At 35.4% G+C, this 14,569-nt stretch carries 10 protein-coding genes and 1 pseudogene; 1 reads left to right on the top strand and 10 read right to left on the bottom strand.

The window, feature by feature from the left end; genetic code table 11:
• The 7 genes and pseudogenes from V7014_RS22260 to V7014_RS22290 all read right to left on the bottom strand — a co-directional run.
• Positions 1-403: pseudogene (locus V7014_RS22260) on the bottom strand (site-specific integrase); the annotation flags it as partial.
• 50 nt (positions 404-453) lie between these two features.
• Positions 454-1,746, bottom strand: coding sequence for a tyrosine-type recombinase/integrase (locus V7014_RS22265; protein ID WP_335510444.1), 1,293 nt, complete (start codon positions 1,744-1,746; stop codon positions 454-456).
• Positions 1,747-1,770: 24 nt separating this feature from the next.
• Entirely contained in the window at positions 1,771-2,352 is a 582-nt protein-coding gene (locus V7014_RS22270; RefSeq protein ID WP_335510446.1) for a helix-turn-helix domain-containing protein, read from the bottom strand.
• A 341-nt stretch (positions 2,353-2,693) separates the two neighbouring features.
• Complete coding sequence (locus tag V7014_RS22275; protein WP_335510448.1) at positions 2,694-4,136, bottom strand: alanine/glycine:cation symporter family protein; 1,443 nt, start codon at positions 4,134-4,136, stop codon at positions 2,694-2,696.
• Positions 4,137-4,428: 292 nt separating this feature from the next.
• Entirely contained in the window at positions 4,429-6,855 is a 2,427-nt protein-coding gene (gene parC / locus V7014_RS22280) for a DNA topoisomerase IV subunit A (RefSeq protein ID WP_335510450.1), read from the bottom strand.
• A gap of 3 nt (positions 6,856-6,858) precedes the next feature.
• A complete protein-coding gene (gene parE / locus V7014_RS22285; protein WP_335510452.1) occupies positions 6,859-8,835 on the bottom strand; it encodes a DNA topoisomerase IV subunit B in 1,977 nt (658 codons plus the stop codon).
• Positions 8,836-9,134: 299 nt separating this feature from the next.
• Positions 9,135-9,548: a CoA-binding protein gene (locus tag V7014_RS22290; RefSeq protein WP_335510454.1), complete on the bottom strand. Its 414-nt coding sequence runs from the start codon at positions 9,546-9,548 to the stop codon at positions 9,135-9,137.
• Positions 9,549-9,837: 289 nt separating this feature from the next.
• On the opposite strand from V7014_RS22290, the gene V7014_RS22295 reads away from it, so the two are divergent.
• Positions 9,838-10,737 carry a LysR family transcriptional regulator gene (locus V7014_RS22295; protein WP_335510456.1) on the top strand — a complete coding sequence of 300 codons (900 nt, stop codon included), beginning with the start codon at positions 9,838-9,840 and terminating at the stop codon, positions 10,735-10,737.
• Between the two features lie 440 nt (positions 10,738-11,177).
• Here V7014_RS22295 and V7014_RS22300 read toward each other — a convergent pair whose 3' ends face one another.
• The 3 genes from V7014_RS22300 to hpaB are packed head-to-tail and all read right to left on the bottom strand — an operon-like array spanning position 11,178 to position 14,187.
• A complete protein-coding gene (locus V7014_RS22300; RefSeq protein WP_335510458.1) occupies positions 11,178-11,639 on the bottom strand; it encodes a flavin reductase family protein in 462 nt (153 codons plus the stop codon).
• A gap of 38 nt (positions 11,640-11,677) precedes the next feature.
• Entirely contained in the window at positions 11,678-12,661 is a 984-nt protein-coding gene (gene hpaD, locus V7014_RS22305) for a 3,4-dihydroxyphenylacetate 2,3-dioxygenase (protein ID WP_335510460.1), read from the bottom strand.
• 53 nt (positions 12,662-12,714) lie between these two features.
• A complete protein-coding gene (gene hpaB, locus V7014_RS22310) occupies positions 12,715-14,187 on the bottom strand; it encodes a 4-hydroxyphenylacetate 3-monooxygenase, oxygenase component (protein WP_335510462.1) in 1,473 nt (490 codons plus the stop codon).
• Positions 14,188-14,569: the final 382 nt, after the last annotated feature.

Raw genomic sequence — 14,569 nt, forward strand, 5'->3', positions numbered from 1 at the left:
CTCTATACTGTTTTAAAAAAACTGCTCTCTTACTATTTGAATGGTTTTCAAATATAGTACCTTTAAAATACTCGTACAGATGGGTTTCAGTGTTTAACTGCTCTATTTCAGTTAGATGAAAGTATTCAAATAAATCTACTAATCGAGCATTAATTGTGCTTAGATTTATCTCTATTGTTCTTGCATTTAATTTTCTCTCTGTACCAACTATCAAATAAAGGAAAAAATGATTATTCCAAGGTTTATCTACCACATTATTAATATAGTATTTAATGCCCGTTTCATCTATTTTATCTAAGAAAAATGCCTCTCTCGCATCACGAAGATGCAGTAGTTGACTATCCACTTTTTCAAGTAATTGTTCATAGCAAGATAATTGTGGTGTCAGATTTGATGTTGTCATAGTTTATCTTTACTCCAATCCTTCTAACAGTTCTAGTATATCTTCATCCATCACCATCTTTTCGCTGCCTTCAAATACTGTAAGCTCAGTTTTTTTGTTGTTTTGTGTTTTAAATATTCCTCCTCGGATTTTTTCATATTTTCAAACATTTGGTCATGTGCTTCCCGATGTTTTTCTTCATCGAAATAATGTTCATAAACATGGATGGTATCTTTGTTACTCCATTTCATATACTTAATCAATTCATTTTTTCTTTGCACAATTTCGGATTCCGTATTGGAAGTGTTATAGATTTCTCTCATTCTGGTTGTTACAAACCAATGTCTCGTTTTATGTGGATTCATTCTCATTTCGCATTTATCCATAGCCATATTCCAATGATAGTACCAAGCATCATAAGAAAAAGCTTCTCCTGTTTTTGTGAGAAAAATGGGAGCTTCATCTGACAATCCATCAAAGTTACGTTGGAATTCATCATACTTCACTCGTTCTTCGTTAATATACTGTTTCAATAACTTGACCGTCTCTTTGCTGAATCGAATGTATTTCACTCTTCTTCCATTACTACCTTTGTTGAATGTGTTTGCTTCTTGAAATGACCTCCTTGCCCGGTAATCGCCAATAGTTAGTTCAATTACTTCGGTTGCTCTGGACCCACCTTCAAAGAGCATCCTGGCAATGACAACTTCCCTTAAAGACCAATGCACCTCTTTTCCTGCTGAATACACTTTGCCAGGAAGATAGGGGTCGTCAATTATTTCTGGTTGCCATTCTTCATTTATTAGTTTGAAATATGAATCCGTCAGTCTTCTATGTGAAATCGGTTCTTCTGTTCCAGCTACCGATGGCATACGAGGTTTGTTCTCTCTGACACCTTCAGCTTTATATTCATTTAAAATTGCATAAGAGTCTATCAAAGGATTTGAATGCTTGTACATTTTTAGTCTAATAAGGGATTTGTAAAATGATTTCAGTGCAGATAGTACACGGTTAACGTAATTAGGACTTTTGCTTGTTCTGTTAACTAACCGAAAAGTATCTTTTTCTCGAACTTTACAACCTAACTGATTCATAAGATAATCTTCCACTGCTACACGAATGGCTTCCGGTCTATCATTCCATTGAACTCTTTTCCCTTGATAGTTGCTAAACTCTTCTAGCCAATTGAAGAAAGGTAGAAGGTTGCTCAAATATCCTTGAGCTGTACTTTTGTCGTTTCTTCCTAAACAGTCGTGGTAATGTTCTGTTAAAGGCAGAAAAGGTTTATTTTCACGAAAAACCAACAATTCATAACGGCTTTCAATTCCTTTAGGACAACGATATGAATAATATTTAGCACTCATAATTAATCACCTGATTTTATTTAGTTAATCTTCTTCAAGCCAATTATAAAAAGGAACAAAAGTGGACTGTCGATTGTCTGATGTATTAGTTGAATCTTCAAACTTCTTGCGAGTTAAACCACACAATTGTTGGCTTGATTTCCTTGATAATTTAATTGGTGTTGAAGTTGGATTCCAGTTTTCACGTATTGCTTTTTTAATAAACCCGTCAGGATTTTTCACTTTTCTAGGTGACTGCTGCATAATTAATAATATTTCTAAGGTGCGTTTAATCCCAACAATTGATAAGATAGACAACATTTCATCAGTAGGGGAATTAAGGGTGACAGCTTGATATGCTAGTCTTACTAACTCTGACTCATCAATTTGCAAATTTAATTCATTACTTTTTTGTCTAATCTCATTAACAGGTAGCACTTTATTTAATTTCAATAAATCTGATTCAATAATTCTCCAACCTTCTTTATCACTATTTCTGTAAGAGTTAGGGAATTTACCTGACCGTAACCAACGTTTTACGGTTTCTTCATGCTTACCTAATAGTTCAGCAACTTCTTTCACTTTATATTCTTTCAAAATAGCACCTCCAATAGAATGTAAGTTCATAGAATGAATGTTCTTATTTTACCGCAACAATTCCATACTGTGAAATAATTACTTTTCAGGACTGTTGTGGTAAATGATGTGGTCAGTTAAGAAGTCTTTAAAACAAAAAGTACACCACTATATAAGTGATGTACTAATTATTTAATGTAATGTATGACATTAAAGACAATCTGTTGTAGTCACTAATAAATAATACATTCACCTGTCTTTAAGTTTACAGAGTAGAAAGTGCGGCCAATTATAATTATCCTTTTCATATGGATTTGTTGTTCTACAACGATTATTACTTATGATTAATAAAGTAATAATATATGAGAGGTGTTAATCTAAGGATGGATGAATTATTTTGATTCAACTTCTCTTTCCCAGTATTCACCATCTGAAGTATCAAACGTTTGATCTTCATACCAATACTCAATACCTGAAGTATCATCTAAACAATTTCGATTAAATACAGGATTTTTCCCTTGTTTGCGTTGCTCACGATAATCTTGTAATGCTTTAATTGCAACCTTATATAGCATGGCAATAGCTACTAAGTTAATTAATGCCATAATTGCCATAAAGATATCCGCTAGTGTCCAAACCACTTTAAGATTTGCCACACTACCCCACATAACCATTCCAAGAACAGCTATACGATACAGGTTTAAAACTACTTTATTATCTTTAATAAATTCAATATTTGTCTCACCATAATAATAGTTACCAACAATTGAACTAAAAGCAAATAGGAAAATCGCTATAGAAATAAATGAGGATGCCCACGGGCCAACATGCTCTGCAAGAGCCATTTGAGTTAAATTAATTCCTTCAGCACCACTTGTATAAGTGCTTGAAAACAAGATGATAAACGCGGTAGCACTACAAATTAAAAGTGTATCAGTGAAAACACCTAAAGTTTGAATTAAACCTTGTTTAACAGGGTGAGTAACAGCGGCAGTAGCGGCTGCGTTTGGTGCACTACCCATACCAGCTTCATTTGAGAATAGGCCTCGTTTTACACCGTAAAGAACGGCAGCACCCATTCCTCCACCAACAGCTTGTTCTAAACCGAAAGCATTGGAAACAATTAATTTAAACACAGTAGGAATTTCTGTAAAGTTTGTCGCAACTACATAAAATGCTAAAAGCAAATAGGCGATTGCCATAACTGGTACAATGACTTGTACGACTTGTGCAATTCGTTTTAGTCCACCAAAGATTATTAAAGCTGTTAAAAGCACTAATCCTAATCCAATTGCAGGTGCACTAATGTTAAATGAATCACTGAAAGCCATCGCAATTGTATTACTTTGAACTGAATTAAATATTAAGCCGAAGCAGAACGTAATAATAATCGCAAAAACAATTCCTAACTTTCGATTCTTTAATCCTCGTTCCATATAATAAGCAGGTCCACCACGAAAACCGTCACGGTCTTTCACTTTGTAGACTTGTGCTAAAGTACTTTCAATAAAGCTTGATGCTCCTCCAACCAACGCAATTAGCCACATCCAGAAGATTGCCCCAGGTCCACCAAGTGTAATAGCTGTTGCTACTCCTGCAAGATTTCCTGTACCTACCCGAGAAGCAGCACTTATACAAAATGCTTGGAAGGAAGAGACTCCTTTTTTTCCGTTCGTTATGGTTGCTTTATCCGTTAAAAGGCGAAACATCTCTCCAAAGTATCTGAATTGTACAAAATTTGTTTTTATTGTAAAAAACAAACCAAGACTTAATAGTACCGCTATTAAAATATACGTCCAAATTACATCATTAATATTGTTTAAGAAATCTAACAAATTGTGTCCTCCCTTGTTGAAAATTGAAAGCAAACTATTCCAAGATAATTTATGCACTTTAATAATCTATCATTAAATTATCAGGTTTATCAAGCTTTATGTATAAAACCATATACATTTTCTTTTTTCTGAAATGTAAATGATACGTCATTTTTTTGAAAATCATGTCAATAAAATATCAATTTCACACATATAGTTTGCGTAAATTACATAGCTTAGATTTTTTAATCCAAACCAATACAAATAAGCCATGAACTTTATGTTCACGGCTTATTAATTAGACTTTCAAATACTATTCTTTTATTTCTTTAAGCCAAAGCTTTTCAACATTGCCACTGTCGCCTACATCTACAACAAAAGAACCATTTGAATAGCGATCTGAATAACTAAGTGAAGTAACTGTTACTTCTTCAATTTGAGCTCGGTCAGATAGTAAAATAACGGAATCTGTTTCTTCACAAACTTCCATTCCTACTAATCGATGTGGATTATTTTTTAACTCACGAAGCATAATTAATCCACGCTTTGCTCTACTCATTTTGTCAAATTCTTTTAACTTCATTTTTTTCATTGCTCCACGCTGTGTAGCGACTACAATGACTTCTTCATTTGGATTTCTAATTAGAGAACCATTAACTACTTCATCTTCATCTTTCAGACTAATACCTTTTACACCTGCAGCTCTTACGCCTACTATATTCACTTCTTCTTCGTGGAACCATAGACTATAACCAAGTTTTGTAGCCAAGAATACATCTTTCGTACCATCAGTAACATAAACAGATAATAGTTCATCGTCACCTTTAAGGTTAACGGCTACAAGTGGTTTAGAATAACGCTGTGCTTGATATGATGATAGCTCTGTTTTCTTCACCATACCATTCTTTGTGATGAATAATAAATAATCCGTTGTTTCAAAATCCTTAACTGTGATTGCCTGAATGATGTTTTCATCTCGATCAGTTGGTACAATACTCGCTATATGTTGACCAATTTCCTTCCAACGTATATCAGGTAATTGGTGAACTGGGCAGAAAATATAATTCCCTTTATTTGTAAATAACAACAAATTATCTGTCGTATTCACTTCTTCTTTGTATAAAAGTAAATCGCTTTCTTTCATACCGAAGTCTTGTCCACCAGAAGCAGCATAAGAACGAGTAGATGTTCGTTTCACATAACCTTCTTTAGTCACAGTAACGATGACATCTTCACTAGCAACAAGCACTTCTAAATTGATCTTAATCTCTTCGATTTGTTGTTCAATTTTTGTAAGACGCTCATCATTATATTGTTTCTTAACAGCTTTTAGCTCTTTTTTAATAACTGACATTAGCTTCTTTTGACTCTCTAAAATTGATAATAATTCAGCAATTTTATTTTTCAATTCAGCTTGTTCTTCTTGTAGCGCAGTTATATCTGTATTTGTTAAACGATATAGCTGTAAAGATACAATCGCTTCTGCTTGCGCCTCAGTAAAGGCAAATTTCGCAATCAAATTATTTTTCGCATCACGCTTATCAAGAGAAGCACGAATTGTCGCAATTACTTCATCTAAGATGGATAATGCTTTCATTAACCCTTCTACAATATGCTCTCTGTCACGCGCTTTTTGCAGTTCATATTTCGAACGATTCGTTACTACTTCTTTACGATGCTCAATATAAGCATCCAACATCTGTTGAAGTCCCATTAATGTTGGTCGTTTACGATAAATAGCTACCATATTAAAATTATATGGTACTTGTAAATCAGTATTTTTATATAAATAATGCAGAACCCCCTGAGGGTCAGCATCCTTCTTCAATTCAATTACAATTCGTAAACCTGTACGATCTGTTTCATCACGAACTTCTGAAATACCTTCTACTTTTCGATCGATTCGAAGTTCATCCATCTTTTTAACAAGATTCGCTTTATTTACTTCGTACGGAATTTCAGTAATTACAATTTGTTGCTTACCACCACGGATTGTTTCAATTTCCGCTTTTCCGCGGATAATGATTTTACCTTTCCCTGTTTCATAGGCTTTCTTAATACCTTCTACACCTTGGATAATTCCTCCAGTTGGAAAGTCCGGGCCCTTTAACACCGTCATTAAATCAACTACAGAGCATGCTGGATTATCAATGCGCATCATTGCGGCATCAATAACTTCTCCTAGTTGATGGGGCGGAATCTCTGTTGCATAACCAGCTGAAATACCTGTAGAACCATTGACTAAGAGCGCTGGGAACAACGCTGGAAGCACAACTGGCTCTTCGGCAGTATCATCAAAGTTAGGAACAAAATCAACAGTTCTCTTATCAATATCCTTTAGCAGCTCACTCGCGATAGGAGCAAGTCTCGCCTCCGTATAACGCATAGCAGCTGGTGGATCACCATCAATACTACCGTTATTACCATGCATCTCTACGAGCACTCGTCTGAGCTTCCAGTCTTGGCTCATACGAACCATTGCATCATACACAGACGAATCACCATGCGGATGGTAATTACCAATTACGTTACCAACTGTTTTGGCTGATTTACGGAATGGTTTTTCACTTGTATTGCCTTCTGTATGCATGGCAAACAGAATTCGTCGTTGTACTGGCTTTAACCCATCCCTTGCGTCCGGAAGAGCACGATCTTGAATAATATATTTACTATAACGTCCAAAGCGGTCGCCTATTACTTCTTCAAGAGGTAGGTCGCGATATTTTTCTACTGAAGACATTTCCTACACCTCTTCCTCTGAAATAATCATATTCGTATTATCTAAAATATTTGTATCTTCTTCTAAACCGAAAGCAACATGCGATTCAATCCACTTTCTTCGCGGTTCTACTTTATCCCCCATTAATGTTGTTACACGTCGTTCTGCACGTGCTGCATCATCAATTAATACACGGATAAATGTACGTGTTTCAGGGTTCATTGTTGTCTCCCATAATTGATCAGCATTCATCTCTCCAAGACCTTTATAGCGCTGAATAATATAGCCTTTGCCTACCTTCTTAATGACTTGCTGTAATTCATCATCGTTCCATGCATATTCTATTACAGCTTTCTTACCAGTCCCTTTACTCACTTTATATAAAGGTGGTAGGGCGATATATATTTTACCACTTTCGATTAATGGCTTCATGTAACGATAGAAGAATGTTAACAGTAAGACTTGAATATGAGCACCATCTGTATCAGCGTCGGTCATAATGACAACTTTATCGTAGTTGATATCATCAATATTGAATTCAGGCCCAACTCCGCCACCAATTGCATGAATAATTGTGTTAATCTCTTCATTTTTAAAGATATCCGCAAGTTTTGCTTTTTCTGTATTTATTACTTTACCACGCAATGGAAGTATTGCTTGGAATCGTCGATCTCGACCTTGTTTAGCTGAACCACCTGCAGAATCTCCCTCGACAAGATAAAGTTCGTTTTTCTTTGGATTACGTGATTGAGCTGGCGTCAGTTTACCAGAAAGAATGGTTTCGCCTTTTTTTCTTTTCTTGCCACTTCGAGCTTCTTCACGAGCCTTACGCGCTGCTTCACGAGCTTGAAATGCCTTTAAAGATTTCTTGATTAGAATGGACGCTATTTCTGGATTTTCATGTAGGAAATATGCTAAATGTTCAGCTACGACATTATCTACACTGGATCTCGCAATACTTGTACCCAATTTCCCTTTCGTTTGCCCTTCAAACTGTAACAGCTCTTCAGGAACTCTAACAGAAAGAATCGCGGCTAATCCTTCACGAATATCAGATCCCTCTAGGTTTCTATCCTTTTCCTTAAGAAGACCATTTTTTCGAGCAAATTCGTTAAACACGCGAGTCATCGCTGTTTTTGCTCCTACTTCATGCGTTCCACCATCTTTTGTTCGAACATTATTAACAAAACTTAAAATATTCTCAGAAAAACCATCGTTAAATTGGAAAGCAAAATCAATTTCGATTCCATTTTGTTGACCTTCGATAGCCACTACCTCATGTAAGGCATCTCTTTCTTCATTCAAATATTCAACAAATGCCTTTAAACCATTTTCATAAAAGAAAACTTCTTTCTGATCATTACGCTCATCAATAAGCTCGATTTTCATTCCTTTAAGAAGAAATGCTGATTCTCTTAAGCGCTCAGATAACGTTTCATAATTGAAAATCGTCGTTGAAAAAATTTGTGGATCTGGCTTAAAGTGAATGGTCGTACCTGTTCCGTTTGTCGTACCTTTCTTTTCTAAAGTTGTTACTGGTTTACCACCGTTACTAAAACGTTGTTCATATATGAAACCATCTCTTTTGATGGTAACAACTAACCATTCAGACAATGCATTTACAACAGAGGCACCAACACCATGTAAACCACCGCTCGTTTTATAGCCACCTTGACCAAACTTACCACCAGCGTGAAGAATGGTTAAAATGACCTCTGGTGTAGGCTTACCTAATTTATGCATCCCAGTTGGCATCCCACGACCTTTATCGGACACGCTAACACTTTGATTTTTATGCAATTTAATTGTTATTTGATTTCCATACCCAGCTAGTGCCTCATCGACTGAGTTATCTACTATTTCATATACTAAGTGATGAAGTCCTCTTGCATCTGTGCTGCCAATATACATACCAGGTCTTTTTCTTACGGCTTCAAGACCTTCAAGCACTTGTATGGCATCATCATTGTATTCAAATTTATTTTGATTTTTAGCTGCCACTGAAATTCTCCTTCCACAAGCAAACCCATGTTTATCTATACTTGCTTGAAAGTTAAACTATTATGTACTGCGCTATTATAACACAAACCGAACGAGTGTTCGAAAAAAACTATGATATATGTAAAATGCTTAAAACCTATTGTATCGTTAAAAATCATTTTCGCATATAATGTTTTAGCTTATTCACATCTTGCACATAATTAATTCACAAGTGATAGTAACATAAAAAATGACTATATACTTAGCTTTTTTTTACATAAGCATAGAAAAAGGAGCAAATATGCTCCATTTCTACTAAGTCATTTTGTTAAGGCATGCTCAACTTTAATACAACGGTTCATGATAACAGTATAGCCTTTATTTTTCAAATCATGATACACATCTTCATCGATTACATCTAACTGAGTCCAAAAAACATCCGCATCGATTTGTTCAAATTCTTTCGCATGTTGAGAAACAGCTTCGCTTCGTCGAAATATGTTTACAATGTCTACATGTCCATCAATATCAAGTAACGATGCATACGCTTTTACCCCAAACACTTCACTTACACTAGGATTTATTGGAATAATCTCATATCCGCTATCCATCATCGCTTTAGATACGCTATAAGAAGTACGATTAGGATTATCCGATAACCCTACTACTGCGATTCGTTTTGCCTTTTTTAAAATTTCCCCCATGTCATTTCGTGAAAGATCATTAATAGCCATCTCATTTCTCCTTTTCATATTCCTTAAAATTGCATTTTATGTAGCTTCCAAATTACTTGTAAGTTATCAAAATCAAAATACCAAGCTTATTTATAAGGGCTCGGATTATACTTTATGACTTTATTCTACATAAAAGCTCTATTTCCTTTTATTTATCCCTCTAATCATTTTCTAATCTTTCTAAGTCATTTTTTATTTAAAAACCATGTACAATTTCTTCTACACTGTTATATATTTTAAATATTAAAAATATTTAAAATATATACTTTAGATATGAAAGGAGTATGCAATGGATATTCGGCAATTGCGCTATTTCGTCACTATTGTAGAAGAAGGCCAAGTTACTAAAGCAGCAAAAAAATTACACATGGCTCAACCTCCACTTAGCCAACAATTAAAAATGATGGAAGATGAACTAGGTGGAAAACTATTCGACCGTAATGGTCGACACCTAGAACTTACAGAATCAGGCAAGCTATTATATAAAAAAGGGCAAGAACTACTGGCTTTCTTTGAAGAAACACTGATTGAAGTTAAAGAAGTTAGCGAAGGTCTCAAAGGTATACTCGCTCTCGGTTCTGTTAAAACTTGCTTTGCCTATATCCCTGGACGTATCCGATTTTTCCGTACAAAGTTTCCTGATGTTCGCTTCAAATTAGTTGAGGGCGATACATATCGATTAAAGGAAAGTTTGTTGAATCGTGATATTGAATTAGCAATAATACGGCTTCCCATCGGGAGCACTGATTTCTCATCCATTGAGCTTACTCCAGATCCATTTGTCTTAGTTGTACCAGATGAGTGCGATATATCAAACGTAATCAAAATGAAAGATATAGCCCCTCTACCATTGCTACTACTTCATCGAGTAAGTGGACATGGCACCTATGAATTAGTTATAGATGAGTGTCGTCGGCATGGGTTTGAACCTAATATAGTATGTGAATGTCCTGATGCTTCCATGATTTTAACTTTAGTTCGTGAAGGAATAGGTGTAGCCTTTTTACCCCAAACTACCTTAAAATCCTTTTCACAACTTGGTGTTAAAGTTATATCCATTGAGGATTGTAGTGTCCAATCAGAAGCTGCAATCGTTTGGCATAAAGATCGATATCTTTCAAAAAGTGCCATTCGCTTTCTTGAAACTTTCTCTGAACCAAATATATTCTTTCCTAATCAACAAAATTAATTTATTTTCAACTCTTAAAATAGCATCCATTGCTTGTTGATAATGATAGAAAGCGCTTTCATTTTTATTGTTATAAAAATCGCAGTTCGAGAACAAGCCTTAAAATACACAAAAAGAGTTTGTCCCATTAGTTAATGGCATTTTAGATTTTTACGATTTTTAAACTTACGAGAAAGAAATTCTTCCCATTTATATGGAGATACATGCATTTTATCTTTTTCAAAAGCGCCAATTATAGATATTTTCAACATATTAAGCAAGACAAAAAATTATTCGTAACCAATAACGAATGGAAAAAAGCGTAAAAGGCTGTCTTAAAAGTGATATATAATCACTTTTAAGACAACCTCTATTTCTAGAGCTATACAATGTGATACTCTCAACAATATTTTTTGAAGAATCAATTTTCACTATGACTCCCTCTAATTGGTATATACTCATTAGTATACAAACTTACCATATTTCCCTTCAAAAAACGCTAATGGCTCTCCTTCACGCAAAACCACTTTTGTTACTTCCCCAATAAATAAAGTGTGGTCACCTGCAACATGCTGACTATGAACGTTGCAGGTTATATTGGCCAAAGCTTCCTTAATTACGGGTAGTTCATCCATCCAATCAAATTCAATCGCACGTGCTTCTTTCATTTGACCTGCAAATTGCATTGAAATACCGCGCTGATTTGCAGCTAGAATATTAACGGCAAACTTACCTGATGTTTTAATTTTATCTAGCATTCTAGCTTTTTCACCAATTGAAATGAGAACTAACTTTGGTGTTAGTGACACGCTCATAAAGGCATTGGCAGTCATTCCGTGAGGCTCATCGTCTACTTCTGTCGTAACCACCGTTACTCCAGTTGCAAACTTACCCATAGCATTTCTAAACAAGCGATCATCCATGTTAATACCTCCTAACACATTTCCGAAAAAATAACTAATTAAATAATAAACTCAGGTTTCTTTTGCACTAATGTAGGCTCTGAATTTTCCACATGTTCTCCTGTCTCAATATCTAAAAATAGAGATGTCTCATTGAACCAACTATCAGGTGCTTTATGGCCCCAGAAGGTTTGTCTTCTTTCATCATTTAAAGCCCAACGAACTGGTTTGAAGTCTGGATCACTCGTTAAATAATCACCATTATAAAGTTCAATTCGATAACCATCTGGATCTCTTAAATACAAGAAGAATGCATTTGAAAGTCCATGTCGCCCCGGTCCTCTTTCAATTTGATCTGCATAGCCAACGGAAGCTAATACATCACAAGCATGAATTAATGCCATTGGATCTGGTAGCCAATAAGCAAAATGATGAAGACGTGGACCGATTCCATTCATAAATGCTTGATCATGTACACAAGGCTTACGGTGCAGCCAAGCAGCCCATAGTTTCTCCTCTTCATTTGCAGTATATTCAGAACAAGCAAATCCTAGTTCTTTTGTGAAGAAATCATATGCTTTTTGTACGTCTGGAACAGCACAGTTAACATGATCGATACGTTGTACTCTAGCTCCTTTATATAGATCATATCTTTGTAGCATACGTTCAGCTCCGTCCATCTCGCAGAAAAATTCAAGTGGAAGATTCGAAACATCATGCACATGAAGCGCTCTTCCCAATGCATGCTGAGATCCTTTTTCTATCCACTTTGTTCTTAAGCCTTTAGATTGAAATAACGCAGATAATTTATCTAAATCTCCCTCACTAGCTACCTTATATCCTAATGCATGAACACCTTTTTTCTCAGACTTTTTTAAAACAAGACTATGATGAACATGTTCTTCTAAGCCCCGTAAATATATATGCTCGCTATCACTTTCCGTTTCAATAAAACCTAATGTTTTCACATAGAAGTCTCTAGAACGATCTAAATCACTCACATTCAAAACAACTCTTGCCACTCTTATAATATTAAAATCCATACCATATAGCCCCCATTTTACTAACAGTATAATAATCCCTTATCCCTTAAGGATTATCCATTTTTCACTAAGTTTTCAGAACGATCCAAGAATTCCTTCACTCGATCTACATAAATTTGTTTATCATAGCCGTTATACAATGTGCTCGCCATTCTCACCGGATCTCCGAAGAAAAAACGCTCATATAGTGTTTGTCTAGTTCCAAATGAACTCATACATACATCCCATGCAAGACGATAAAGTTTAACGCGATTTAATGCATCTCCATTCGCAGCTTGTAAATATTTATCTAAATCTGGACGAAGCTCTGATTTAAAATCAGCTTCTGATGGAATTGCCATTAAGCCACTTGCACCCAACAATTGCATAATTTCACTAAAGCGTGGATAAATCTTTGGATAGTAATGACGAGCAGCATTTAGTGGTGCAAAATCCGGTGTCATAATGCCCCATTTATCAATTTTTGCATTCGTTTCCGATGCCGTTAAAAATGCTTTCATCGTTTCTAACGCTATAATGACTTCAGACATTTTTTCTTGAACATGTTGATATTGACCAATGTTGATTGTTTCAACCATTAATTGGAGAATCCCAAGAATAAATTCTGTTTTAGCTACATTCTTAGAAACAACTTGATGCGTCATATGCACTACAGCATTACTTTCGTTATATGCTTGATTACAAATCCCAACGTCTCCCAATGCAAAAACACGATCCCATGGTACAACTACATCATTAAAGACGACAATTGCATCCATTTCTTCAAAACGTGAGCCTAATGGATGATCAAAGCTTGATTTACCGTAATCGAATGACTCACGACAAATGAACTTAAGTCCTCTTGTATTGTTTGGAATTGAAAAAGCGTAAGCATAAGGATTTTCTTCCTCAGCTTGTTTTAACAATGTCGAAGGGAAAACCATTAATTCATCAGTGATACCGCCTTGAGTTGCTAATAAACGGGCTCCTCGAATGACCACACCTTCAGATTTTTTTTCTACAATACGAGCTGCAATGTATGGATCAGGAAGTTGAGCTGAAGTAACTCCCCGATTTACTTGAGGTTGGATTAATGTGTGCGTCAAAGAAACATCATTTTGAGCACAAAACTGGTAATACTTTTGCATGTTCTGAGCATAGAATGGATCCTGATTACCGAACATTGCTGAAGCAGCACCGTATGCCATAATACCAACATTAATATAATCAGGAGAACGCCCCATCATTCCACCCGTGTGTTTCGCCCACTCCTGCATCATTAAACGACGTTTTTCTAAGTCTTCTTTAGACTTAGGTTGGATAAAAGATGTCCCTATGTGCTCACCTGTCGTTGGACATTCATATGTCATATAATCTTTTTTCTTTGGATCATGTTGCAAATCATATAACTCTGCTTGTGACTTCATTACACCCTTGAATGCATGATGTTCAGACACCTTCCCCTCTACTTTCTTTCCATCAATCCAAACCTCGGCTTGTGCTTGATCGACCCTCTCAATATACTGTTGACCTGTTTTTGCTGGCATTCTTTTTACCCCTTTCAACTACTTATCATTTCAAAATTTTTTAGCTTAATTTTGAAAAACTTATTCTTTCTTACCACTATTTGAAATCGCTTTCATTTATAGGTAAACAACAATTTCTATTCCCACTGTAATGGCCTATCTACGTAGTTCAACCACCTTTTAATAATTAGAAAATTCTGAAAAATATTTTCAAAAGCGTGCCTTGTATTCAATGTAACACTTGCTTTGATATATGAAAAATATTTAAAAAATAGGTTATACAAACTTAAAAAATATACAAAGAAGAGATTGTCCTATAAGGTAATGGAGTTTTAGATATTTACATTTACGATACAGGCATTCTTCTTGTTGATCCCGTTCTAACTGGCGCTAAGACTCCCAC

It is taken from the genome of Bacillus sp. JJ722 (assembly GCF_036963345.1).
GTDB lineage: Bacteria > Bacillota > Bacilli > Bacillales > DSM-1321 > Bacillus_AD.

Coding starts and splice junctions, on each gene's coding strand:
- hpaB (WP_335510462.1), bottom strand. CDS start 14,187: ATGCCAGCAAAAACAGGTCAACAGTATATTGAGAGGGTCGATCAAGCA.
- V7014_RS22300 (WP_335510458.1), bottom strand. CDS start 11,639: ATGGATGATCGCTTGTTTAGAAATGCTATGGGTAAGTTTGCAACTGGA.
- V7014_RS22295 (WP_335510456.1), top strand. CDS start 9,838: ATGGATATTCGGCAATTGCGCTATTTCGTCACTATTGTAGAAGAAGGC.
- V7014_RS22270 (WP_335510446.1), bottom strand. CDS start 2,352: ATGAACTTACATTCTATTGGAGGTGCTATTTTGAAAGAATATAAAGTG.
- parC (WP_335510450.1), bottom strand. CDS start 6,855: ATGTCTTCAGTAGAAAAATATCGCGACCTACCTCTTGAAGAAGTAATA.
- V7014_RS22290 (WP_335510454.1), bottom strand. CDS start 9,548: ATGGCTATTAATGATCTTTCACGAAATGACATGGGGGAAATTTTAAAA.
- hpaD (WP_335510460.1), bottom strand. CDS start 12,661: ATGGATTTTAATATTATAAGAGTGGCAAGAGTTGTTTTGAATGTGAGT.
- V7014_RS22265 (WP_335510444.1), bottom strand. CDS start 1,746: ATGAGTGCTAAATATTATTCATATCGTTGTCCTAAAGGAATTGAAAGC.